Origin of the sequence: Candidatus Palauibacter sp., assembly GCF_965213655.1 — a bacterium.
Classification (GTDB): Bacteria; Gemmatimonadota; Gemmatimonadetes; order Palauibacterales; family Palauibacteraceae; genus Palauibacter.
In genome coordinates this window covers 154,820-176,239 of the sequence record NZ_CBDBZT010000002.1, presented here as the reverse complement: position 1 = coordinate 176,239, position 21,420 = coordinate 154,820, and the positions used below count along the sequence as shown (strand labels likewise).

Annotated in this window: 22 protein-coding genes; 2 read left to right on the top strand and 20 right to left on the bottom strand. The window is 68.9% G+C overall.

Annotation, left to right across the window (positions count from 1 at the left end; genetic code table 11):
* Positions 1–71 precede the first annotated feature (71 nt).
* Positions 72–638, bottom strand: coding sequence for a hypothetical protein (locus tag ACOOGH_RS01825; RefSeq protein WP_420447287.1), 567 nt, complete (start codon positions 636–638; stop codon positions 72–74).
* Between the two features lie 563 nt (positions 639–1,201).
* Between ACOOGH_RS01825 and ACOOGH_RS01820 the strand changes: the two genes are divergently transcribed.
* Entirely contained in the window at positions 1,202–1,723 is a 522-nt protein-coding gene (locus ACOOGH_RS01820) for a hypothetical protein (RefSeq protein WP_420447286.1), read from the top strand.
* Positions 1,724–1,735: 12 nt separating this feature from the next.
* On the opposite strand, the gene ACOOGH_RS01815 is transcribed toward ACOOGH_RS01820, so the two are convergent.
* Positions 1,736–2,938, bottom strand: coding sequence for a relaxase/mobilization nuclease domain-containing protein (locus ACOOGH_RS01815; protein ID WP_420447285.1), 1,203 nt, complete (start codon positions 2,936–2,938; stop codon positions 1,736–1,738).
* On the bottom strand, positions 2,935–3,279 hold the full coding sequence (locus ACOOGH_RS01810; protein WP_420447284.1) for a plasmid mobilization protein: 345 nt from the start codon (positions 3,277–3,279) through the stop codon (positions 2,935–2,937). The genes ACOOGH_RS01815 and ACOOGH_RS01810 overlap by 4 nt, the downstream gene beginning before the upstream one ends.
* A gap of 390 nt (positions 3,280–3,669) precedes the next feature.
* Between ACOOGH_RS01810 and ACOOGH_RS01805 the strand changes: the two genes are divergently transcribed.
* Positions 3,670–4,773 carry a tyrosine-type recombinase/integrase gene (locus tag ACOOGH_RS01805; RefSeq protein WP_420447283.1) on the top strand — a complete coding sequence of 368 codons (1,104 nt, stop codon included), beginning with the start codon at positions 3,670–3,672 and terminating at the stop codon, positions 4,771–4,773.
* 90 nt (positions 4,774–4,863) lie between these two features.
* On the opposite strand, the gene ACOOGH_RS01800 is transcribed toward ACOOGH_RS01805, so the two are convergent.
* From ACOOGH_RS01800 to ACOOGH_RS01720, 17 genes are all read right to left on the bottom strand, one after another.
* Positions 4,864–6,024 carry a tyrosine-type recombinase/integrase gene (locus tag ACOOGH_RS01800; protein WP_420447282.1) on the bottom strand — a complete coding sequence of 387 codons (1,161 nt, stop codon included), beginning with the start codon at positions 6,022–6,024 and terminating at the stop codon, positions 4,864–4,866.
* Positions 6,024–6,413 (bottom strand): hypothetical protein, encoded by a 390-nt coding sequence (locus ACOOGH_RS01795; RefSeq protein ID WP_420447281.1) that lies wholly within the window; start codon positions 6,411–6,413, stop codon positions 6,024–6,026. Before ACOOGH_RS01795 ends, ACOOGH_RS01800 begins: the two co-directional genes overlap by 1 nt.
* Positions 6,414–6,638: 225 nt before the next feature.
* A complete protein-coding gene (locus ACOOGH_RS01790; protein ID WP_420447280.1) occupies positions 6,639–8,408 on the bottom strand; it encodes a phage/plasmid primase, P4 family in 1,770 nt (589 codons plus the stop codon).
* A 133-nt stretch (positions 8,409–8,541) separates the two neighbouring features.
* Positions 8,542–8,856: a hypothetical protein gene (locus ACOOGH_RS01785; protein ID WP_420447279.1), complete on the bottom strand. Its 315-nt coding sequence runs from the start codon at positions 8,854–8,856 to the stop codon at positions 8,542–8,544.
* 44 nt (positions 8,857–8,900) lie between these two features.
* Positions 8,901–9,800 carry a hypothetical protein gene (locus ACOOGH_RS01780; RefSeq protein ID WP_420447278.1) on the bottom strand — a complete coding sequence of 300 codons (900 nt, stop codon included), beginning with the start codon at positions 9,798–9,800 and terminating at the stop codon, positions 8,901–8,903.
* Between the two features lie 3 nt (positions 9,801–9,803).
* Positions 9,804–10,838, bottom strand: a complete 1,035-nt coding sequence (locus tag ACOOGH_RS01775) for an ArdC family protein (protein WP_420447277.1) — start codon at positions 10,836–10,838, stop codon at positions 9,804–9,806.
* Positions 10,835–11,059 carry a hypothetical protein gene (locus tag ACOOGH_RS01770; protein ID WP_420447276.1) on the bottom strand — a complete coding sequence of 75 codons (225 nt, stop codon included), beginning with the start codon at positions 11,057–11,059 and terminating at the stop codon, positions 10,835–10,837. Before ACOOGH_RS01770 ends, ACOOGH_RS01775 begins: the two co-directional genes overlap by 4 nt.
* Positions 11,056–12,066 carry a CpaF family protein gene (locus tag ACOOGH_RS01765; RefSeq protein ID WP_420447275.1) on the bottom strand — a complete coding sequence of 337 codons (1,011 nt, stop codon included), beginning with the start codon at positions 12,064–12,066 and terminating at the stop codon, positions 11,056–11,058. Before ACOOGH_RS01765 ends, ACOOGH_RS01770 begins: the two co-directional genes overlap by 4 nt.
* Entirely contained in the window at positions 12,063–14,102 is a 2,040-nt protein-coding gene (locus ACOOGH_RS01760; protein WP_420447274.1) for a type IV secretory system conjugative DNA transfer family protein, read from the bottom strand. Before ACOOGH_RS01760 ends, ACOOGH_RS01765 begins: the two co-directional genes overlap by 4 nt.
* A 304-nt stretch (positions 14,103–14,406) precedes the next feature.
* Complete coding sequence (locus tag ACOOGH_RS01755) at positions 14,407–15,342, bottom strand: hypothetical protein (RefSeq protein ID WP_420447273.1); 936 nt, start codon at positions 15,340–15,342, stop codon at positions 14,407–14,409.
* Positions 15,339–16,010 (bottom strand): VirB8/TrbF family protein, encoded by a 672-nt coding sequence (locus tag ACOOGH_RS01750; protein ID WP_420447272.1) that lies wholly within the window; start codon positions 16,008–16,010, stop codon positions 15,339–15,341. The genes ACOOGH_RS01755 and ACOOGH_RS01750 overlap by 4 nt, the downstream gene beginning before the upstream one ends.
* Before the next feature lie 17 nt (positions 16,011–16,027).
* Positions 16,028–17,017, bottom strand: a complete 990-nt coding sequence (locus tag ACOOGH_RS01745) for a type IV secretion system protein (protein ID WP_420447271.1) — start codon at positions 17,015–17,017, stop codon at positions 16,028–16,030.
* Between the two features lie 13 nt (positions 17,018–17,030).
* Positions 17,031–17,927 (bottom strand): hypothetical protein, encoded by an 897-nt coding sequence (locus ACOOGH_RS01740; RefSeq protein ID WP_420447270.1) that lies wholly within the window; start codon positions 17,925–17,927, stop codon positions 17,031–17,033.
* A 17-nt stretch (positions 17,928–17,944) separates the two neighbouring features.
* Complete coding sequence (locus ACOOGH_RS01735) at positions 17,945–18,709, bottom strand: TrbI/VirB10 family protein (protein WP_420447269.1); 765 nt, start codon at positions 18,707–18,709, stop codon at positions 17,945–17,947.
* A 181-nt stretch (positions 18,710–18,890) separates the two neighbouring features.
* A complete protein-coding gene (locus tag ACOOGH_RS01730; protein WP_420438216.1) occupies positions 18,891–20,123 on the bottom strand; it encodes an IS256 family transposase in 1,233 nt (410 codons plus the stop codon).
* A 48-nt stretch (positions 20,124–20,171) separates the two neighbouring features.
* Positions 20,172–20,534 carry a hypothetical protein gene (locus tag ACOOGH_RS01725; protein ID WP_420447268.1) on the bottom strand — a complete coding sequence of 121 codons (363 nt, stop codon included), beginning with the start codon at positions 20,532–20,534 and terminating at the stop codon, positions 20,172–20,174.
* On the bottom strand, positions 20,531–21,418 hold the full coding sequence (locus ACOOGH_RS01720) for a TrbG/VirB9 family P-type conjugative transfer protein (protein WP_420447267.1): 888 nt from the start codon (positions 21,416–21,418) through the stop codon (positions 20,531–20,533). Before ACOOGH_RS01720 ends, ACOOGH_RS01725 begins: the two co-directional genes overlap by 4 nt.
* Positions 21,419–21,420: the final 2 nt, after the last annotated feature.

Here is a 21,420-nt window from a genome sequence, read left to right as displayed (position 1 = left end):
GCCGCGCCCAACCTCCCGTCCCGGGTGGTGCCGGCGATCGGGTGGCGGAAGAGAGGTGTGTCCAAGACCGACTACGGGCAGACGTCCACGCACCCGCCATCGTACATCCAGAGCATCAGCCAGAGCACTTCATCGTCGTAGTTGCGCGCATCCTCGTCGATGTCGACGCGCCACACCTTCTGGCAGCTGAACCAGCCGCAACCCGGGTTCGGATCCTTGTTTTCCACTCGCTCGGGATCGGTCAGCGAGCCGCTTGGAAACGGAGAACGGTCGAACTCCAGCCTCCATGTGTTCGCGTTCGATTTGAGCGCCCACTCGACCTCGCGCTCGGCGACAAGTTCAGATTCCTGGGACAGAGACACACGGACACGGATCGTGCCGGAGCCCGGCACTCGGTAGGGCGGTACCGGGAATTCACTCGCGGCGAGGGTGTCCGAGATGGCCCCGCTCAACACGACTCTGAGTCCCCCGAGTCCGTTCGGGTCGTCGAAGCTGTTTTGCGAGTCGTCCGTCCATGGGACCGACGGCACCGTCAACTCCAGCTTCGCGCGTGAGCCGAAGATGCCGAGGATGCTGCCGCAACCGGCGCTTGAGAGGGAGAGTGCGAGCACGAGTAGGCAAGGTGCGAAGGCGGGCACGATGCCTCCATCATTCGAGGACACCATTCCAACATTCTAAGCAACCGGGATGACCGCCGCCAAGTCCACGAGTTGAGGGACCGCACCCTTCGAACCCGAGGAAGACCCGCACTCCGGGGAAGTTCGCGGGTGCGGGCGTCGTCCTTCTTCCCGCCGTGGAGAGGCTCGCCGTCAGCAGCGCCCATTCTTCCGGCCGGGATGTTTGCCGATAATCGAAGGTGGAAGATCAGTTCGCGCGTTGGCGCTGGGCTGCACTCGTGGTATGGTGGTGTCATCGTTCGAATCCTTCCACCGCCACGCTCGGGGCCTCGGGGCCGGGGGGGGAACGGGGGTTATGGTCTGGAGGGACTGTCAGATTTCGTCTGGTGTCTCGAAAACCGTGTGAACGAGGCCGCCCACAATCAGAACTTCCACGGCATCGACGCGCCGACTGCCGTGAGGGAATCGGCTACCGAGCCGTCCACCTGGAACGCCGGGGACATCCGCTCAACATGGCTCAAGAACGTGGGATCATGAGTGCTTCCGGCAGGGCAACGATCTTGGCGCTGGCAGCCTTCGCTTGCGTGAGTCACGCCGCCGAGGGGCAGACCGTCAACCTCCGAGCCGGGGGCTCTTTCACCAAGCTGGTGCAAGATCGGGCTAGTTACACGAACACGACGGGATTCACCGCCGGGATTTCACTCGACATCCCGGCGCCGGGCCTGCCGCTCCGTATAGGGGCGAGCTGGGTGCGCAAGCACGAGAGCGCGGAGCACATCGAGGTCCCCGCGCTCGTACTCTTCAACTTGCTGCGAGCACATGCGTTTGCCGGAGTGGGCTTGTCCGTCGGCATCCGCACGGGCGGCGTCGTGCCATGCGGCACTGGCGAACCCTGTCCGCCAGCGAAGTTGTCCCGGCCCCGAACGCCCGTGGCGCGCTTCGACCTGAGCGGCGCGGTGACCGCTGGATTCAGAATCCCCCTGAGCGACACGCTGTCGTATGGGATCGAGGTCGTCTACCTGCACGGACTCGTGGAATACGATTCCCTCGACGGCAAACCTCGCACCCTGTTGGCTACCATGGGGATTGGGATCCCCTTGCGGTGACGGTGTCAAGGGTCATCGCTCGAACCCTCCTCCGTCACGCTCGGGGCCTCGGGGCCGGGGCGGTCGGACGGGAACGTGGGTTATGCTGGGGCCGCGCTCCTTCATCTCCCGCGCCGCCCGCTGGACGAGGTCCTGGACAGTGATCCGTGCGTGCTGTTCCGCGTCTTGCAGCCCCTTTCGGTACACCTCGCGCACCTTCCGCTCGATCTGCCGGGCGCTGTCGGCGTGTGCCTTGCCCAGCGCGGCCCGTTCGCCCTTGTTGTACCGGTCGAGATCCTCACGCCAGCTCTCGACCAGATCCTCCCGACCCCGGACCGCCCCGGCCAGTTCTCGCAACGAGGGCTCGATCCGCCAGATTCGGAGCCGCCCGAGCACGGTGCGGCTCTCCCGGTCGAGCCTCTGGCGCATGTCCTCCTGCCGCTTGAGCAGCCCGGCCCATTCCTCCCGCGCCCGGCTCTCCAGCCGCGAGAACTCCTGCATGCGCCGATCCTCGACCTTCTCCCACGCCTGCGCCTCGGCACGCCGCCAGGCCTCCATGTCGACCCACCCTTCGTCGACCGGCCCCCTTGCCCGGCGCGCGCGCCCGGGCTGCATCCCCTCGCGGCGGACGCGCGCCCAGTGGCGCGGCCGCTCCCACGGAGTGCGAACCACCTCTTGGCCCGCGCGCCGCCGTTCGTTGTTCCTGACCCGCTCCTCGCACCGGATCCGGCCCTGCTCCCGCTCGTAACCCTCGGCCCAGCGCGACAGCCGGAGCTTGCTGTTCCCGAGCTTCGCCGCCTTCCCGGTCTCCGGATCGACCCGGTTGGCGACCACATGGACATGGGGGTGCCGGGTGTCGTCGTGCGCGACGACCAGCGCCTCGTGGCCCTCCAGCCCCAGCGCCTCCAAGCTCCCGTCCACCGCGCGGCTCATCTCTTGCCGGTCGGGCGTCTCGTCCCTCGCCCAACTGAGCGAGTAGTGCAGCACCGGCTTCGCCAGCTTCCGCCCCCTTGGCGTCCCGCCCGCCAGCCGCTTGAGGTCGGGGGCCGCCTTCGCGGTCGCGGCCATCAGCGGCGCAGCCCGCTCCGCCCGGATCGTCGCAAGGTTCCGGGTGTCGGTCCACGCGACCCGCTCCGCAGTCTCCGGGCTCCGGTCGTCCGGCGTCGGGGAATCGTGCAGACAGTACGCCGCGGCACCGGCGAACGAGCGCCCCAGACTGTTGATCTTCGGGATCATCGGTCCAGCACCTCGCCGCTCAGCAGATCGGCCGCAAGCTCGCCCACCCTCTCGACCGCCTCCAGCGTCCCGTCGGGTGCCGAAGCTCCGGAGTTCAGGGCGCGGGCGATCTGGTTCAGGTTCACGCCGATCCGGTGGAGTTCGACCCGCTCCCGAGCGCCGAGACGGTGAACGGCCGCCTCGCGGACCGGCTGCCCCAGCGCCCTGCGGCGCATGTAGCCACCCTTGGTCATGCGGGCCGCCCCGGCCCGCTTGGCGATCTCGGCGGCTTCCGCTGTCGTGACGCGCGCGCCGATCGTGCGGGTCCTGCGCTCGGCCTCGGGCTTCCGGGGACGGGCCATGTCGGGCGGCCTCCTTTGGTGGCGCGCGGAATGTCGTTCGGGGGTCCGGGGGCCATCCCCCGGCCAGAGGTTTTTGTACATCAAAAACACATCTTGCTCCACGGTAAACCGCAAGAGACGAACGGCCCGAGAAGCGCCTCACGCGAAAGCGCACCGGGCCGCCAACTCTGGACGACGCGCCCGCGCGGCGCCAAGTTTCAAACACGCAGATCGTGCGGTCCATCAATCGGAGGTTATCGAACGCTCCACGGTAAACCGCAAGAGACGAACGGCCCGAGAAGCGCCTCACGCGAAAGCGCACCGGGCCGCCAACTCTGGACGACGCGCCCGCGCGGCGCCAAGTTTCAAACACGCAGATCGTGCGGTCCATCAATCGGAGGTTATCGAACGATGGCACGCACGAAACGAAGCCGGCGCTCCTACGGCGCCGGAGAATGGGGCCGGAACCGGGTCAGGATCTTTCCCGACCCGAAGACCGGCATCTTCCAGATCGAGTGGCGAGAGAACGGGCGAAGGCTCACCCGGTCTCTCGGGCACCGGGAATGGACCCGAGCGAAAAGGCAGGCGGACGAGTTCGCCGCCGGGTTCGTCGGCCCGAACCTGAACGGCAAGGCGAAGGCCGAGCCCGCGCCGCTCACCTTGGGCACGCTCTTTGACATCTACGGTGAGGAGGTGACGCCCACCAAGGGCGAGACGTCCCGCATGCACGACCGGGCCGCGACGGTGATGTTCCTCGAATTCCTCGGGCGGGACCGAAGACCCGAGACGCTGTCGCGGAGGGACTGGGACCGGTTCATACGGGCGCGGCGCGCGGGCAGGGTTGGCCCCAGCGGCAAGCCCGTGTCCGACCGGACCATCCAGAGCGATCTCACATTCCTGATGGCGGTGCTCAACTGGGCCGCGAGGTCGAGAGACGAGCACGGCCGCCTGCTCCTCGACAGGAATCCGCTCAAGGGTCTCAGGAAACCCGTCGAGAAGAACCCGGTTCGCGTAGTCGTTACGGAAGAGGAATACCGGGCGCTTCTGAACGTGTCCCGGCAGGTGGGCTGGCGGTTCCACCTCGCACTGGTGCTCGCCCACGAGACGGGACACAGAATCGGGGCCATCCGCAAGCTCAGGTGGTCTGATGTCGACCTCGACGCCGAGACCGTCCGGTGGCGCTGCGAACACGAGAAGACGGGATACCAGCACCGGACCCCGTTGTCCGGCCAAGCGCTCGCCGTTCTCAAGCAGGCGTGGAGGAGGAGCCCCGGAATCGGGGACGCGCCGGTGCTGCCCTCGGCGACGAATCCTTTGACATGCGTGAGCCCGTCGCAGCCGAGCGTCTGGTGGGGCAGGGCCGAGGAACTCGCGGGGATGGAGCGGAAGCGCCGCAGGGGTTGGCACTCGCTGAGACGCAAGTTTGCGAGCGACTTGATGGCTCAGCCGCTCAAGGTGCTCTGCGAGCTTGGCGGCTGGAAGAACGCCAAAACGGTCCTGCAATGCTACCAGTAGATCCCCGTTGGTGTATATCTAGTTGTGAGCGTTGAGTTTACGGATTTCGCAGCTCGGATTCCCGCCGATTGACTCCCGCCGATTGGGTTCTCAGGCACGAACCTTCGGGCGGCTCTCCAGCGCCTTCCTGAGCTGTCCCTCATCGGCTCTCTGATAGCACCTGAGCACCGTGTGCGCGTTTTTCCAGCCCCCGAGTTGGCAAAGGACCTTCAGCGGTTGGTCCATGAGGTCGGACGCGAACTTGCGCCTCAGGGAGTGCCAGCCCCGACCGTGCTTCGGCTCCAACCCCGCCCGCGTCTCCGCCCTGCACCAAAACCGGTAGGCCCAGCTGGTGCTCATGCATCTGATGGGATCCGTCCCGGCCGGCATCACCGGAGCATCGCCGGTAGCGTCGCTCATCCATCGTGCCTCCTTCAAGGCCGCCAACGCCTCGTCGGTCACGGGCGTGGTGTGCTCGTAGCCGGTCTTTTCGTGCTCCGCGCGCCACCGCACCACCCCGCCCTCGAGGTCGATATCGGTCCAGCGAAGCTTGCAGATCGCTCCGATCCTGTGTCCGGTCTCGTGCGCGAGCACGAGGGCGACGTGGAATCGCCAATTGACCTGCCGTGACACGCGAAGGAGCGCCCGGTACTCCTCGTCGTCGAGAATGACCCGGTTCGGGTTCTTCTCGACGGGCTTTCTGAGGCCCCTGAGCGGGTTCCTGTCGAGGAACAGTCGTCCATGCTCGTCCCTCGACCTCGCGCCCCAGTTGAGCACCGCCATCAGGAACGTCAAGTCCCCCTCGATGGTCCCGTTGGTCACGGGCCGGTCCGTAATACCCGCCCTGCCCGCGCGCCGCTCCCGGATGAACCGGTCCCAGTCGCGCTGAGAGAGGGTTTCGGGCCTGCGGTCCCTGCCGAAGAACCGGAGGAACATGGCGGTCAGGACCCTGTCGCGCTGCCGTGTGCGCCTCGCCTTGGAGGGCGTCACCTCCTCACCGTAGATTTCAAAAAGCGTTCCCAGGGTGAGCGGTTCGGGCTCGGCGTCCTTCTTGCCGTTCAGCTCCGGCCCGGCGAACCCGGCGGCGAACTCGTCGGCTTGCCGCTTCGCCCGCGACCAGTCGCGGTGCGTGAGGGACCGGGTGAGCCTGCGCCCGTTTTCCCGCCACTCGATCTGGAGGATGCCGGTCTTCGGGTCGGGGAACACCCGGACCCGGTTCCGGCCCCACTCTCCGGCGCTGTAGGAGCGCCGACTACGTTTCGTGCGTGCCATCATTCGATTCCTTTCGAGATGATGGACTGCACGATCTGCGCGTTTGAAAGGTGGCCACGGCGGGACTTCTCCGCCAGTCGCGGCTCGGCCCGAGCTTTCCGGGGCAGGTGCCTGCGCGCGATTCTGGGTGCGTTGGGCCGTCCTGCGTTCGGGATCTTGCCGTCGCGCACGAGGCGTCCCAAGTGTGCGCTGGAGTACCCGCTCTCCCGGGCCGCGTCGGTCAGCGAGTAGGTGGTGTCGTCGCGTTCCTGGATCGTGCCTTCGAGTTCGTCGGCGCAGCGTTCGAGCGCGGTGGCGAGCGCCTGGCCGCCGTACTTGCGGAGTGTCTTGGCCTGCCGGCGCCAGGCGGCGGGCAGCTTTCTGATCGAGGGTTGTCTTGTCCTGGTCATGAGCAGGCTACGGTGTCTGAGGCGGTATTGCGCCGGTCTCTTCGGGCCGGACGCACTGCGGGTGAGGCGTCGGTTGAGCCCGAAACGGCATGGAGAAAGGGCTCGGGGCTGTCGCCTTTGGGACCGAATCGGCCGGTTACGGCCCCTTCGTAGGTTGCCCTGCGTACGCGCGCGCCTGCGGGCACAACCCAACCAGTGGGTCTATTCCGTCGCATCGGTCCCATTTCAGGCCTCCCGGCATCCACGCCAGGCTCTCGCGCCGTGGCGCTTGGCGCGTTTGCACCCACGTCTCCGCAGTTCCGCAGCGATTGCACGGGCGGAGGGCACGGTGCCGAGCCCGTTGTTGTCGAAGTAGTCGGTCAGCGTCTCCCGTATTCTCTTTGCCGGTACCGCTGCGTAGGCGTCGCCGAACGCGAACAGCGTGTTGAGCGCTTCGCCCAGGGGATCCATGCTGTCGAAGAGGTCCGCGGTCGCTGTCTCGATGCCCCGGGGCAGCGTCGGCGCGATCCAGGGCTTGCCCGCCTGGTGGCGCTGCCAGCCGGCGTTCGCTTCGCCCACCAGGCGGGCCAGGATGCGCGGCGCCTCCTGCCAGAGCGTCTCGGGCAGTCGTTCGTCAAGTTGGTTGGCGGTACTACAGGGAATGACGACAAGTCGTCGTTTGAGTCCGGAGTCCCACCCTGGCAGCCGGGGTTCGGCGTTGCCGTAGAGCATGAGTTTGGCGGTGGGGCGGAAGGAGTAGCCGTCGGCGCGCATCCGGTTGGCGCGGATGGTGTCTGCGCCGGTGAGCGCCTTGAAGAGGCCGGCCTTGAGGCGGCCCGAGCTGGGGATTTCGGAGGCGGAGGCGAAACGTGATCCGTCGAGCGCGGTCATCCATTCCGGGTGGCGGTCGGAGGTTCCGCGTGCGGCGATGAGTCCGTCGGGCGGGATTCGGGCGGCGTAGTCGCCCATGATGCGCGTGAGCAGTTCGACGAGCGTGGACTTGCCGGCGGCGCCGCGTCCGTAGAGGAAGACGGCCCGGTGGACGACGGTCTGGCCGGTGAGCAGATAGCCGAACCAGCGCCAGAGCCATCGGACGACGTCCCCGTCGTCTCCGCACATCTCGTGCAGGAACGCGTCGAACCGTTCGGCGTTGCCTCCCTCCGGCGCGCACCCCAGAGAGCGTGTGACCCCGTCCTCCCTCCGGGCTGGCCGGTCCTCGATCCGCCTGAGGTCCACCACCGCCCGGCCGGGCAGGCCGCACAGCATGGGATCGGCGTCCGGTTGCAGCTCGGGTGCATGGGCGTAGAGGACGTCGAGAGCGGCGCGTGCGACCTTGGTTCGGGCGCGCTTGCCGCCGATGTTCCAGACCCGCGCGACCGCCTTGCCCGGGCTGGCCCGGCCGGACCCGGACACCCAGACCGCACCCGTCCAGTAGAGGCGCGCGCGCCCGGGTCCCAGCGCGAGGTCGGCCAGCACGCCTTGGCGCACGCATTCGCGGACCAGGCGAACCTCGACGCCCAGCTCCTTCGGCGCCGCGCCCATGACGGCGGCGTCCACGATCCCGCAGAGTCTTGCCGCCTTCTCGGCTTTGGCGGCCTCGGCTCTCGCTTCCGCGAGGATCCGGTCGCGCTCCGGGTCCTCTTGGCCGATGGGTCCGTTGGCGATCTCCTCGGTCAGCGCCAGATCCCTCCGCGCGCGCCTGGCCCGTGTCTCGTACCAGTCGGAGGGCGGGGTGTCGAGCCGGTATCCGAGCGCTTCGCCCATGGCCTTGAAGTGCTGCGGATCGCCGGGATGCTTGCGGCAATGGAAGTATCCCGAGGGCGAGACGCGGAACCGGTCCTCGCCGCCGCAGGCCGGACAGGGTCCGCGCCATTCCCTGCCGCGCGTGTCGAGGCGTTTGCCGGTTGAGCGCAGGTAGTCGTGGGCCACCTGGGCCTGCGTCCGTCCGGAGCGGTTCACGGTGGGCCGGCCGCGCTCGGTCGGCGCGTTCGCGGACCCTCGTCGCAGCGCCAGCATCGCCGCTCGTTCGATGTACGGACGAGATCGGCGATGCGGCCGCACGGACAGCGTCCGAGACCGCCGCACACCGGGCAGGCGGGCGCCCGTGGCCGGACCCTTGCTCCGCAACGAGTACAACGGGAGCGGGCGCTCATTCCCACTCTCCTCGCGTGTCCCTCCGAAGCGCCTCGATGAGGTCCGCATCCCCCTCGCCGCGCCGCACGGACCGTTCGGCGAGATCGACGCGGCTCCCGAGATCGGCGAGCCCCGTGACGCGGGCGACCATGTAGATCGCGGCCGCGACGACGGAGAGCGCGAGCACGGCGTGAAGTGCCAGCGTGAGGCCGTGCTCGGCGAGGATCGCGGGCCAGTGGGGCGCGAGGTATTCGAGGCGGGACCCACCGATCAGGAACGTCGATCCGGCGAGTGCGGCGGTGAGTCCCGCGCTGATCTTCCAAGGCTGCATCGTATACTCCTCCTTGGGTCAGATTTCGACCTTGAGTCCTTGGGTCAGATTTCGACTGAAGCGGGGTCGCGGTCGGCTGGCCCCCTGAGCCAGGAACCGCCGTCACTTCCGAGACCGAGCCTGCCGAGGAGCGCCGCCGCGGCCGGTCCGTTGGCGTGCATGGCGAACCCGGCGGCGGCCTTGGCCCGGACGGCTGGTTCGCGGTAGTTGCCGGAGACGGCCTCGACGTTGACGCGCCCGGTCCGCCCTTCGGCGTCCTCGTACTCGATCTGAGCGTCCGGGTAGAGCACCTTGCCGTGTTCATCGATTGGAAGCCCGAGTTCGTTGGCGACCCGGCGGCGTTCGTCATCGGCGGCCTGTCTGCCGTGCTTGAGCCGGGCGGCCTCGCTCGCCCGCGCGACGGCGCTCTTGAGTTCGGCGTCGAGGCGGACGCGCCTGGCGGTGGCGCCCTGCTCAAGGAGCCTCTGCTTCTCCTTGCACGCGGCGCGGTAGATGGCGGTGTCGTGCCCGGCCTCGGCGGGCCGGATGCGTTGGGTTCCGATCCGCTGTGCGGGATCGATTCCGCGCCTGGCGGCTTTTTTCCGGGCCTCGACGACACCCTTGCGGGTGAGCGAGAGGACCTTGAACGGCTTGCCCTTCGGTCCGGTGGCCCGGTGCTCCTTGACCCATCCCTTGCGGATCCAGTCGTTCACGGCCTTCCGAGTGGTGTGGGGATGGCCGCCGAAGCGGGCCTCCGCGAGGTCGCGGTAGGAGACCGCGCCGAAGACGCCGATGTCGGTGAGCGCCCCGGCGCAGCGTTCGGAGAAGGAGATGGACCCGCGCGCCCGGTCCGCGGCGTATTCTCGGCGGTGGCCTTTCCGCATGCGTTCGCGATTGCGGCTGGGTGGCGCGGCGGGGCGCGGGTCCGGTTCGGCCGCGCGGCCGAACGTCTCTCTCCCTCTCACGGGTCAGCGGCTCGGCCCGAAGCCGCGCTCGGGGACCGGGATCCTCGGCACGTGTACTTGGATCCGCTGCGGTCCCCGCGTGGGCGTGCGAACCGCCGCCACGGCGACGGGATCTCGCGCGGCGATGCGCTCGCGGTGCCGCGCCAGCACGAAGTCGGAGATCTTCTGCGCGTCCGCGGCGGCGCGCCGGATCTCGCGCGGGTCCTCTTCGAGCGCCTGGACCCAACCCTCGACGTAGGCCGCGCCCCGGCTCGGGTCGTGGCCGACGCCGACGCGCTCGCCGGTCATCATCGCGCTGATCTCGGCCCGCAGCTCCTCCCTCGCGTACTGGGCCGATCCGAACCCGCCGTCGATCCCCTCGATGAGCGTCTCGCGGTTCATCCGGTCCTTGTGGCCGGTGCTGTGGCCCAGCTCGTGAAGCGCGGTTTGGTAGTAGTGGTTCGCGGAGGGGAACTGGCCGCGCTCGGGCAGCACGATCTCGTCGCGCTTCATGTGGTAGTAGGCGCGGTCGCCCGCGACGTGGCGGACGGGCACTCCAGCGTCCTCCATGACCCGCTCGGCCCCCTGATGGGTCTTCCAGAGCGGCTCGGGCGGCGCGTTCGAGCGCTCGGGCAGCCCGTCGGCCTGCTCGGCGTTGAACACGGTGTACTGCCGGACGTAGGGGGTCTTGAGCTTCTCGTAGCGGTAGAGCTTCTTGCCCTGGGCGTTCCTCCTGTGCCGTCCGCGCTCGTCGGTCACGGCGATCCGCTTCTTGTCCTGGAAGGAGAGGATGCGCGTGCCCCGCTCGCCCTTCCGGACCTGGCCGCCCTGCTTCTGGATCTGGCGGTAGGTGCCCCAGCGCACGTCGCCGTAGCCGGCTTCCTGCTGCATGGAGGCGAGGTGGAGGCTGTTTCCGCCCCGGTAGGAGCGGTCGGTGTCGACGTTCCTTGGCATCACGCGCTCGCCCGGCTGCCACGGCTTCTGCCAGGGCGCGGTGCCTCGCCTGATCTGCTCGATGATCGTATCGGCGAACTTGCGATGATATTCGTCGTGCTTCATCGCTCGTCCACCTCCTCCCCGGCGTCCCCGTGCGGATCGTCCCAGGCGGCCAGGATCTCGTCCTCGGTCCCGACCTCCTCGGCGAACAGGCCGTACTCCCCGGCCAGATCGGCCTCGACTTCGAGCGTCTCGCGGCCGTCGCGCGCGAGTTCACGGTCGAAGTCCTCGAACGTGTCGACGGGGATGATTTCGATGGGGATGGTTCCGCCGTTCCAGCTCATGCGTTCACCTCCTTCGGTGGGTGGGTATGGGTTCCGGTCTCCGGGTAAGTCCCGGACCGCGCTCCCGGCGGCGCGGTGATCCAGTGGCCGGCCGTCGCGTCGTAGCCGCAGACCTCGAGCGCGTCCTCGACGAACCGCCGGCCCTCTCGGCGGGCCACGTGCAGCACGAGCGCGATCCCGTCCACGACGCCCCGGCAGGTGACCTCCCAGGGCAGCGCGTCTCCGGCCTGCATGGCGCAGCTCGCGAGCCGCGAGAGCGCGGAGCGCGCGTTGTTGGCGTGGATGGTGGTGAGCGAGCCGCCGTGTCCGGTGTTGAGCGCCTGCAGCAGGTCGGCGGCCTCGCCGCCCCGGACCTCGCCGACGACGATGTGGTCGGGCCGGTGGCGGAGCGCGTGGCGCACCAGGTCGCGGATCGAGACCGCTTCGGACCCGATGGCCCCGGCCTCGAACCGGAGGCAGTTCGCCCGGTCGATTCTGAGTTCGAGCGTGTCCTCGATGGCGACGATCCGCTCGTCCTCGGGCAGCAGTTCGATCAGCGCGTTCAGGAGCGTCGTCTTGCCCGAGCCCGTGCCGCCGGAGACCAGGATGTTCTGGCGGGCCGCAAGCGTGCTCCGAGCGGCTTCGAGGGTGTCTTCGGGCAGCGAGCCCAGGCGCACCAGGTCCTCGGCCGTGAACGCGCGGCCCCCGAACCGGCGTATGGTGATCGCGACCTCGGGAGATGCGGGCGGGGTGCAGATGGCGACCCGTGATCCGTCTTCGAGCCGGGCGTCCAGGACCGGCCGTTGGGCGGGATCGAGCCCGAGCGGCCGGGCGATGTGGATGGCGGCACGGTGAAGCCACGCGGCGGTGAGTTCGGGCGCCTTGTGGGGCTCCAGGCGGCCGCCGCGCTCGACCCACACGTTCCCGGGACCGTTGATCATGATCTCGGAGACCTCCGGGTCTTCGAGCAGCTTCTCCAGCCCCGGCAGGAACGGAGTGAGGTGGCCGACACCGCTGGCGCGCTTCATATCCGGCCCTCCTCGCGCTGCCGCCAGTAGCCTTGGGTTCTCGGCAGGTAGTGCGGCTTGAGATAGACGCGGCGGGCGGGGAGCGACTTGACGCCGTCGTAGGGAAGGCAGACGGCCTGGTAGTTCGCGAGCAGTGCGAACTCGCGCGGCGTGAACACCGGCTCCCTCTGCCGCCGGAACGACTTGCTCGCGCCGATGGTGCCGCGTCCGCCCCCGGCGCGCCCGGACAGGAGCGAGAACTCGGGCCTGCCGGTGGTCTCGGTGAAGGTGTAGGAGGGCTGGGTCTTCATGACCGAGCCGCACATCTCCGACGCGATCTTGGCCGACGCCTCGTCGGAGAGCGAGAGGAAGATCCGGGTGCGGAGCGTCTGGACGAGCGTGCGCCACGCCTCGCCCGAGGGCAGCACGGAGCGGAGTGAGGAGAGCGACTGCGTGGCGACGATGGGGATGCACCGGCACTGCCGCGTGAGCGCGAACGCCCTTTCGTCGCCGGACGGGTCGTCCTGGCCCACTGTGGCGAACGCCTGATATTCGTCGCAGATGAACACGGCGGGCCGCATGTAGCGGTCGGGACGCAGGGCTGCCTCCGCCGGACGACGGAGCAGCGCCTGCATCCACGCACTCTTGAGGAGCACGCCGATGGCGCGGGCGAGCGCCGGGTTCGCGCCCGCGGGCATGTTGAGCGCCAGCACCTTGCCGTCCTCGATCAACTCGGCGAGCGGGGGCAGCCTCCGGCGCAGGCCCTGCATGGGCGGACCCTTCACGTCGTCGTCGTCTTCGCCGGCCTCACCGCCGTCCCCGGGTTCCGGCTTGGCGGTCTCCGGCGGTGGCGGGCAGAAGATGCCCGCGACTTCGGGTTGATCGAAGAGCGAGAGGAAGACGCTGATCCCCTCGACGATCGAGGTGCGGAGCTTGGCGTCCAGCTTCGACCAGTCCTTCTCGTACCACCGCCCGATCGCCTCGACCCGCTCCCGGAACTCGCTACCCCCGCCGCCTCCGGCCGCCTCCACCACGCAGGTGACTTCGAGCTTCGCGAGCTTGGCCCGAAGCTCGGCGTCCAGCCGCGAGCGCACGCGGTCGTCGCCGTCCTCCTCCCAGCTCCACTTCTTGAGCGCGTCGGCGTGGGAGATCATGTTTTCATTGGTGAGGACGGCGTCCACCGGGGATACCTGGTCCGCGATCTTCTGGGCTTCGCCGATCTGTTGGGCCAGGAGCTCCGCGTCCACCGTGCAGCGGTAGATGTCCTGGAGCGTGACCCAGCCGCCCGGCAGGAGCCGGTGCAGCTCGATGATCCAGCGCACGAGGTTCGTGTATGCCTGTTGCCAAAACGGTTCGCGAGACTTGCCGAAGAGCTGGTTGATGAGCGAGGCGACGCCGTAGGCGAGCGAGTAGGAGTCGAGCAGCGGATCGTCGAGCGGGTTCCACTGGACCGAGCCGCCGAGCCCGATCTCGAGGTAGTCGTCCGCGCGTCCGGCGTCTTCGAGGATGCCTCGGACCTGGTGGCAGAAGTCGCCCTTCACTTCGAGCACGAGCGCGCCCGCGCGGCGGCCGGGATCGTCGGCGCGCCAGGTGAGGATCTGGTGGGCGAACGGGTACATGCAGCCGCTGGTCTTGCCCGTGCCGACGGCACCGACGATGAGCGTGCCGGTGTAGAGTCCCTTCTCGGGGATGACGAGCCACGAAGGTTGCTCGCTCTCGCGCGGCACGGTCGGATGGTGCAGCTCGCCGATCACGAGCGAAGGCGCTTCGTCCTCGGCCGAGACGGGCCACTCGGGCAGCTTACCCCGCCGCCTGAGGCGGAACAGCGGCTGGAGCCAGACCCGCCAGACGGACAGCGCGAACGAGCCCGCGAGCACGACCAGGACGGCGGGCCATGCGTAATGCCAGACGCGGAGCGCGGCGTGCAGACCCGGGTCGTGCGACGCAATGAGGTCGAGGTACGGGTTCGCGCCCGGTGACGGGAACGGCGCCCTGAGCGCGTGGCCGCCGACTGCCCCGACCGCGCTCCCGATGATGGCGAGGGTACCGTACCTCATCGGTCGGGCACCCTTCCGGGACGGACCGCTGGCTGGGAGCGACCCTGCGGCGGAGGGAAGGATGGGGCTGTCCGGCTCCATCCCCCCCGGCGCCAATCGAGGTTTGCCGAGATGGGGGGTCGCTCCCAGCCACCTCCAGAGAACGCAGACTGGCGTCGGCGCTCCCCTCGCTGTGACGCAACCGCAAGCGCGCCAGCAACATGGACGGCCAGGGCCGTGTCCGGCCAAACGGCGATTTCGTGTCCGGCGACCCCCAAAGCGAGCCGGACACGCAGGAGTCGCCACCAGCACCCGCATCCGGCGCTCAAAACGGGTCCCCCGACAGACGGCTCGAACGCCACACAGTGAAGCCGTCGATCATCGCTTCCGAAGGCGCTGTCGGGAGCGCGGCCCGCAGTTCGGCGAGCCGCACCAGGCAGCCCCGGAGGCTGCCGTACCGCCCGGTCACGCGCTTGTCCCTGCCGCGGATGCCCTTTTCGATCCGCTCGATCTCGCGGCGGATCTCGCGTCCGGTTGCGGACGCCTGCGAGCGGCTGGGGGACCGCTTCGGGTCGGTCCAGTTGGCCAGAACCTTCTCCGCCCGGTCGAACTCCCCGTCGCCCAGGACGACCGCGACGGCCTCGACCTTTCGGCCCTGCTCCTGGAGCCCCTCCCAGAGTTCCCGGTGGGCCCGGCCCCAGGAACGGAGCCCGGTCGCCGTGTCATGGCCCGGATCCGCGTAGACGAACACCGCGCCTCCGGCGTCCAGCGCGACGGGCAGCTTCAGAGGGAAGTAGCGGCGCGTATCGCGGCAGCCGCCCCGGTACACGCGCACGGGCAACAGCGCTCGCTCGATCCCGAGCGCCTCGAACGCGGCGACCTTCTCGGGCTCGGTCGGAAGCCACGACTGGCCGGTGTGCTCCATCACGTAGTCGAGAGAGAGGAGGCGGCGAAGCAACACCCGAACGGAGGCGATTCGGCGATGGCGGATGTTTTCGGCGCCGAGCGCCCGGTAGACCGCCCGCGCGTAGATCCGGCAGACCCTCCGGCCTTCAAGCCGGTCCTTGGACGCCAGCCTCCGGTCCGACATGTCCTGGATGAACCGGCGCGCGCTGCGGGGGTGGATGCCGAGCCAGTCGCAGATCTGGTCGCGCGTGAACACGCCGCTGTGGAGGCACGCGAGCGCGATCCACTCGGCCTCGCGGCCCGTCCAGCCGAAGTGTCCAAGCGCCTTCTCGCGCCCCTTCAAATGCGCGATCATCGGTCGCCCCCGGTCACGAGCGCCCGGTCGGCGCGCATGTAGGTGATAAGGAGCCCCATCGGGTTGTGGACGACGAGCTCGGGCGCGACGGAGTCCAGGAACTCGAACCGGAGCGAAAGAGTCCAGCGCTCGCGCCTCAGCTCCTGTTCGCCTCTGAGATGCACGAGGTCGAAGTCCGCCGTCGCGCCGTGCGGCGGCTCGGGCGCGGGGTGGATGCGCAGCACCACCTGCTCGACTTCGAGTTCGGTCTCGGCGGTCCCCGCCGCGACGCTCGCGACCTCCGCGCCGTCCCTCTGGAACGCCGCGTTCGCGAGATCGGTGCTCAGGAACCGGAGGCTCCTCGTCCAGTTCTCCTGCGCCGTCGCCCGGCGCCGCGAGTGGAAGTCGTGGACGAACCGGTTCAGGAAGTACTTGGTTGTCGGATCGAGCGGATCGGCCTGCGCGGTGGCGGCCTCGTAGGCCAGCGCCTCGGCGCGGCCGACCTCGTCGACTCGGATCACGATCGGCTTGGGCGGCTCGGCGCCCGCGATCCTCAGCAGGACCACCACGCCGAGCACGATGCTTGCGGAGAGCAGGATCAGGATCCTCCGCAGCTTCCGGTTCGCCTCGACCGCCTCGCCCCAGATCTCGGCGTACTCGCGGCCGGCACTCTTGTCTCGTTTCATCATTGGCTTCTCCCAGGAACTCAGACGGGGGGCTTGGCGGGGGCGGCGGCCCTGCTGGCGCCCTGCATGACGAGCGCGACGAACCCGGACCCGGCGGAGCCGGAACCGGACACGAGCATCGAGGCGAGTTCGCCGACCTTGAGTCCGGCCATGAGGCCGCAGACGACGAGCGGCATGAGGACGACGGCCCACAGCCAGAGCTCGAACGGGTCCGCCGTTCCGGTGCCCATGAGCGCATCGGCGTAGGTCGTGATGTAGCCGAGTCCCACGCCCATGAAGACCCTGAGCACCGCCCCGGCCACGACGCCGTAGAGCGCGTAGACCATCATGGTCCGGAACCATCCCCAGAACAGGAACGAGAGCGGCTCGAAGAGCAGGAACGCGATGAACACGGGACCGAGCAGGATCGCGATGGCGATGGCGACCTGCGCCCAGATCACCTGCGCGTAGGTGACGCAGAAGAGCGCGAGCAGGCAGACCACGAGCGACGCGCCCATCACGAGCGTGACCAGCGAGGAGAAGATCACCGTGGTGCCCGCCGTCACGATCGAGATCAGGTTGCCCGTGGACCACGCCGCGCTCAGGTGCGCCGAGTACGCCTGCACGAGCGCGGTCATCTCGGTGTAGCCCGCGGACACCACGTCGGACAGAAAGAGGTTCTGGAGCCAGATCCCGCCGCCGGCGATCATGGCCGGGAACGTGAACCCGACGCCGGGGATCGGGACGGTGTAGTAGTGGAGCAGCGTGCGGGGGATCGCGATCCCGATCACGAGCTTGACGATCTCCCAAGGCTGGAACGTGCCGCTGAACGCGATCTTGAGTCCGGTCCAGGCGACCATCACGGCGGCGAGCCCGCCCCAGAGCTGGAGCCCGAGCGTGTGCACGTCGGGCGCGGCTCCGCCGACGACGGTGTCGAGCACGATGTCCAGGAAGCTCTTGAAGTCCTGGAGTTGGTTCTCCGGGATCCGCGTGGGGACGTTCGGGTCGATGGACTGCGGAGGCAGTTGCATGACTGGCGCGCCCCTACCGGTAGAACGAGGGAATGCGGAACAGAAGGCCGTCGCGGAGTGTGGTCCGGTTCAGCGAAGCCGCGTCGCGCATCGTCTCGGCGAGCGCGTTCGCCCGAGCGTGGTCGTCATGCCAACGTCCAAGCCATTCGAGTCGGGCGAGTTCGGCCTGCCTTGCCCGGCTCGCCTCGGCGGCCGCCTTGTGGGCGAGCACCTGTCCCGCGGCCGCGTTGATGCGCCCCTGGCTCAGCGCGGCGGCGACCCGTGCCTGCTGCAGGGCCGTGTTGGACAAGTTCCGGTTCGCGGTCAGGTCACCGAACGAGTCCTGCGCGCTCTCGATGGTCTCCGCGAGCGCGGCCGCCGCGTCCAGCGCCGCGTAGTCGAGGACCCGCTGCCGGTCGGCGGCCTCCCGGGCGCGGCGGTAGTCTTCGAGCGCCCGGGTCGCGGCCCGGGGCGGAAGGTCCCGGAAGAGACCCAGGATGTCCGCCTCCGTCACCCGGTCGGCGGCCCCGTGGGCGGTGCGCCAGAGGTTGGTGAACGAGCGGCCGTTGCCGAAGCGCCGGACGGCGTCCACCGTGCCGCGGGCCTGTCCCGTGAAGTCGGACCGCCAACCGAGTCCGTCGCGCACGAGGCCCACGGGGTCGGCGGCGAGGTCGGAGAACGGTTGCAGAAGCGCGTCGATCTCGCCCTTGGCGGCGCGCTCCATGTGGTCGAGCTGGTCTTCGAGTTCCGTGAGCTGGCGGGCCATCGACCGGATCTGGCTGACCTGGTGCGAGATCTGCGTGAGCTGGTTCGCGATGATCGTGGCCCGCTGGAACCAGCTTCCGAAGTCGAATTGTGCGCTCGCGGGAGTGGCATTCGCGAGAAGCAGCAGGGGGACGAGAAGTGCTGGGGCGAGGATGCGGTGGCGCATGGGGGAGTCCTTTCGTGTCATCGGTGTGTGGCGCGGAGGGGGGTTGGGACGAGCACATCCGCAGTGAACCAGATGCGGAGCCGGTGGCCCGCGCGGATCGTGATCTCGGGCATGCGGTTCAGGTACCGGTCGAGCATCGAGGTGGCGCTGCCTCCGAGTCCCTGGCCGACGCCCGCTCGCAGTCCGTAGGGCGAGGCTCCGGCAAGCGCTAGCCCGCTCAGCGCGCCGACCGCTCCGGCGGCCGCGAACGTCGAGAGGTAGCGACGGTTGACCTGGTCCCTCAGCGCGCTCTCGCCCGCCTGGTTGAGACCGGTGAACTCGAGGTCGATCCAGCTTCCGCCGGGGAGCAGCAGCCGGTGGAACGCCACGGCGAGGCGGCTCTGGTCCCGGTTCTGGACGGCGCTCGCGGTACCGACGACGCGCGCGCCGCGCGGGATCAGCACCCGCTGCCGGTCGGCCGAATACAGCGGCACCGACACCATGGCGAGCACCGGGCCGGGGAACTCGCCGGAGAGTTGGCTGAGCAGCACCGCTTCGAGGAACGAGCCTTCGGGGATCCTCTCCCAGCCCGGCGGATCATGCGGCCGGACAAAACGGCCGGGCTCGGATGTGCGGGACGCGGGTAGACCTATCAGCGCCGCTGAACTGCCTCCCCCGGGCCCGAACTCTCCGGTTGCCAGCCCGGCGGCCATCTCGGTCTCAAGCGCGGCGAGGGACTGCCCGAGGGACGCGAGCGCGCCGTCGAGGGCTGCATCGGGAGACTCGGGTGCGGACGGTGGCACCGCAGCCGCATTTGAGCTCCGGTTCGGATCCCGGTGGGACTGCGCGACCGGGAGCGAGCGGAGCGAGCGCGTCCTGCGCTCGACCTCTTCGAGCCGGAGCGCCTCGCGTAGCTCGAACTCGGCCTGGCCGATGCCGGCTTGGGTGGGACTGTCAGATTTTCTGTGTAAATGGCCCTCGCACTCATACGGGCACTCGGCCCTCGAACACGATCGACAGGTGGTTCAGGGCGCCGGTCCAGTCCTGAACGGGCCGGGTCCAGCGCTGTGACGCCCTCTCGATCGCAAGGTACAGCACTTTCCTGACCGCCTCCGGGGTTGGGAACGCGCCGCGCTTCCTCGTCACCTTCGTGAGCTGCGCGTTCAGGGCCTCGATCGCGTTCGTCGTGTACATGACCTTGCGGATCTCGGGCGGATAATCGAAGAACGGGGTCAGGTTCGCCCAGTTCGCCCGCCACTTCCGGCTGATCATGGGGAAGCGCTCGTCCCAGCGCTGAGAAAAGGCCTCCAGCGCCGTCTCGGCCGCCTCCAGGCTCGGAGCCCTGTAGATGGCCCGCAAGTCCCTGGCGACCGCCTTGCGCTCCTTCCAGGCGACGAACCGGAGCGAGCCGCGCACCAGATGCACGATGCAGAGCTGGACCTGCGTCTTCGGGAACACCGACTCGATCGCCTCGGGAAAGCCCTTGAGGCCGTCGATCGCTGCGATCAGGATGTCCTCGACCCCCCGGTTCTTGAGTTCGGTGAGGACCGAGAGCCAGAACTTCGCCCCCTCCGCTTCGCCCACCCACAGCCCCAACAGCTCCTTGTTGCCCTCGAGCGTCAGGGCCAGGGCAAGGTAGACCGCGTGCGTCCGGACGTGGCCCCGGGAACGCACCTTCACGTGGATCGCGTCCAGATACACGATCGGGTACACCGTATCCAACGGCCGGCCCTGCCACGCCTTCACGTCCTCCAGGACCGCGTCGGTCACCGCCGAGATCAGCGACGGTGAGACCTCCACCTTGTACAGCTCCTTCAGGTGACCCTGGATCTCCCGCGTCGTCATGCCCCGCGCGTACAGCGCGATCACCTTCTCGTCGAACCCGCCCAGCCGACGCTGGCCCTTCCTGACGAACTTCGGGTCGAACGTCGAATCACGGTCCCGAGGCACCTCGATCTCGAACTCCGACGTGTCCGTCTTCACTCGCTTCCGCGTACGGCCGTTGCGCGAGTTGCCGCCGTTGCGGCCCTCTCTCGCGTGCTTCTCGTAGCCCAGGTGGTCGGTGAGCTCTCCCTCCAGCGCCCGCTCCACCACCCGCTTCGTCAGCGCCTCCAGAAGACCGCCTCCGCCCATGATCTCTTCCGGGCTGCGGCCCTCCAGCAGGCTGTCGAGAAGCTCGTCTACCTCCCGCTCCGTCGCATCCTTCTTCCTCGCCATGGTCTCCTCCCGCTTCCAGAGTCTACTCCATGGCCATTTACACAGAAATCAGCACACTCCCGCTTGGGTTGTTCCGGCGTTGCCGGCATCCGTTTCCGCGCCTTGTCCAGCTCTCTCCTGCCCGGCGTCATCGGACGGTTGCCGCTCCTGGCCCGCATCGGCTGCCGCCTGCTGAGTCTGGCGATCCGTCTCGGCGCTGAGGCGCCCGTCGAGCGAGCGGCCCGTGCGGTCGTCCATAGGCCGCGCCTCCGTGGGCGCGGCTCCCCCGGCCGTCTCGCCGGGACGCGACAGCGTCGAGGAGAACAGCAACCCCGCCACGAGCACGGTGATCAGGGCGATCCCGATCTTCGTGACCATGCCGCCGGGCAGCGCGCCCTTCGGCTCCTTGAACCACTGCTTCCAGCCGCTCATCGGGGGGCCTCCCCGGGCTCGAACCACCAGTGCAGCCGCTTGTCACCGATCTGGAGCCATCCGTCGCCCAGAACGCGGCGGGCGACGTAGAGGCCGTCCTCGGTCAGATCGAACGCGACCAGGCTCGGCTCGCCGTCGGTGAGTTCGTAGAGTGCGGGGGCTTCTTGCGCGCGCGAACGCATGTAGGTGAAGAGCCCGTCGTGCCACATCGCCTCGACCCGGAACGGTCGCTCCGACGCCCTCCGGTCCAGCCGGTACTCGAACCGCAGCCGTTCGGGGTAGGAGGCGCGGAACGCCTCGATCTCCGCGGTCGCCTGCTTACGCGCTTCGGCGATCCCGGCCTCGGCTTCCTCGCGCGCCCGGCCCGCGGACTCTGCCGCCTGGGCCGCCATCTGCCGGTAGGCTTCCACCTCGCTCCGGGCCACGAACGCGGGTCCGCCCGCGCTTCCGCCGGCCATCTCAGCCGCCTCCGCGCCCGGCTCGACACGGACGACAAGATGCGGCGGCTTCTCGCCGTGTTCGGAGACGAGGAACGAGTAGATGCGCCCCGATTCGCAAACGAGCGCGACATTCGTGGCCGCGTCCTCGGCCAGCGGCTTCAGGTATGCGACGTTGGCCGCGCCCGTCAGGTGCCAGTACTCGGAATCACCGGCCACGAAGTCGAGGATGCGCTCTTCGGCCGGAAGCACGATTACCGTTGTATGGCGCACGCGCGCGCGAAGCCGGGGGATCCGCTCTGCGCCCTCCTCGGGCACCGGCACGCGCAGGTAGGCGGCATCGGCGCTCGTTTGCTGCGCGCAAGCGTCGCCGGGGAGCGCCAGCAGAAGCAGCGTGAGCAGGACAACGGTGATCCCGAGCAGGATCGCTGCGGTTGGTGTCTTCATGG

Excerpts from the sequence above, each read along its gene's own strand:
- ACOOGH_RS01815 (WP_420447285.1), bottom strand. The coding sequence starts at position 2,938 with ATGATCCCGAAGATCAACAGTCTGGGGCGCTCGTTCGCCGGTGCCGCG.
- ACOOGH_RS01810 (WP_420447284.1), bottom strand. The coding sequence starts at position 3,279 with ATGGCCCGTCCCCGGAAGCCCGAGGCCGAGCGCAGGACCCGCACGATC.
- ACOOGH_RS01805 (WP_420447283.1), top strand. The coding sequence starts at position 3,670 with ATGGCACGCACGAAACGAAGCCGGCGCTCCTACGGCGCCGGAGAATGG.
- ACOOGH_RS01800 (WP_420447282.1), bottom strand. The coding sequence starts at position 6,024 with ATGGCACGCACGAAACGTAGTCGGCGCTCCTACAGCGCCGGAGAGTGG.
- ACOOGH_RS01795 (WP_420447281.1), bottom strand. The coding sequence starts at position 6,413 with ATGACCAGGACAAGACAACCCTCGATCAGAAAGCTGCCCGCCGCCTGG.
- ACOOGH_RS01790 (WP_420447280.1), bottom strand. The coding sequence starts at position 8,408 with ATGCTGGCGCTGCGACGAGGGTCCGCGAACGCGCCGACCGAGCGCGGC.
- ACOOGH_RS01785 (WP_420447279.1), bottom strand. The coding sequence starts at position 8,856 with ATGCAGCCTTGGAAGATCAGCGCGGGACTCACCGCCGCACTCGCCGGA.
- ACOOGH_RS01775 (WP_420447277.1), bottom strand. The coding sequence starts at position 10,838 with ATGAAGCACGACGAATATCATCGCAAGTTCGCCGATACGATCATCGAG.
- ACOOGH_RS01770 (WP_420447276.1), bottom strand. The coding sequence starts at position 11,059 with ATGAGCTGGAACGGCGGAACCATCCCCATCGAAATCATCCCCGTCGAC.
- ACOOGH_RS01765 (WP_420447275.1), bottom strand. The coding sequence starts at position 12,066 with ATGAAGCGCGCCAGCGGTGTCGGCCACCTCACTCCGTTCCTGCCGGGG.
- ACOOGH_RS01760 (WP_420447274.1), bottom strand. The coding sequence starts at position 14,102 with ATGAGGTACGGTACCCTCGCCATCATCGGGAGCGCGGTCGGGGCAGTC.
- ACOOGH_RS01755 (WP_420447273.1), bottom strand. The coding sequence starts at position 15,342 with ATGATCGCGCATTTGAAGGGGCGCGAGAAGGCGCTTGGACACTTCGGC.
- ACOOGH_RS01750 (WP_420447272.1), bottom strand. The coding sequence starts at position 16,010 with ATGATGAAACGAGACAAGAGTGCCGGCCGCGAGTACGCCGAGATCTGG.
- ACOOGH_RS01745 (WP_420447271.1), bottom strand. The coding sequence starts at position 17,017 with ATGCAACTGCCTCCGCAGTCCATCGACCCGAACGTCCCCACGCGGATC.
- ACOOGH_RS01740 (WP_420447270.1), bottom strand. The coding sequence starts at position 17,927 with ATGCGCCACCGCATCCTCGCCCCAGCACTTCTCGTCCCCCTGCTGCTT.
- ACOOGH_RS01730 (WP_420438216.1), bottom strand. The coding sequence starts at position 20,123 with ATGGCGAGGAAGAAGGATGCGACGGAGCGGGAGGTAGACGAGCTTCTC.
- ACOOGH_RS01725 (WP_420447268.1), bottom strand. The coding sequence starts at position 20,534 with ATGAGCGGCTGGAAGCAGTGGTTCAAGGAGCCGAAGGGCGCGCTGCCC.
- ACOOGH_RS01720 (WP_420447267.1), bottom strand. The coding sequence starts at position 21,418 with ATGAAGACACCAACCGCAGCGATCCTGCTCGGGATCACCGTTGTCCTG.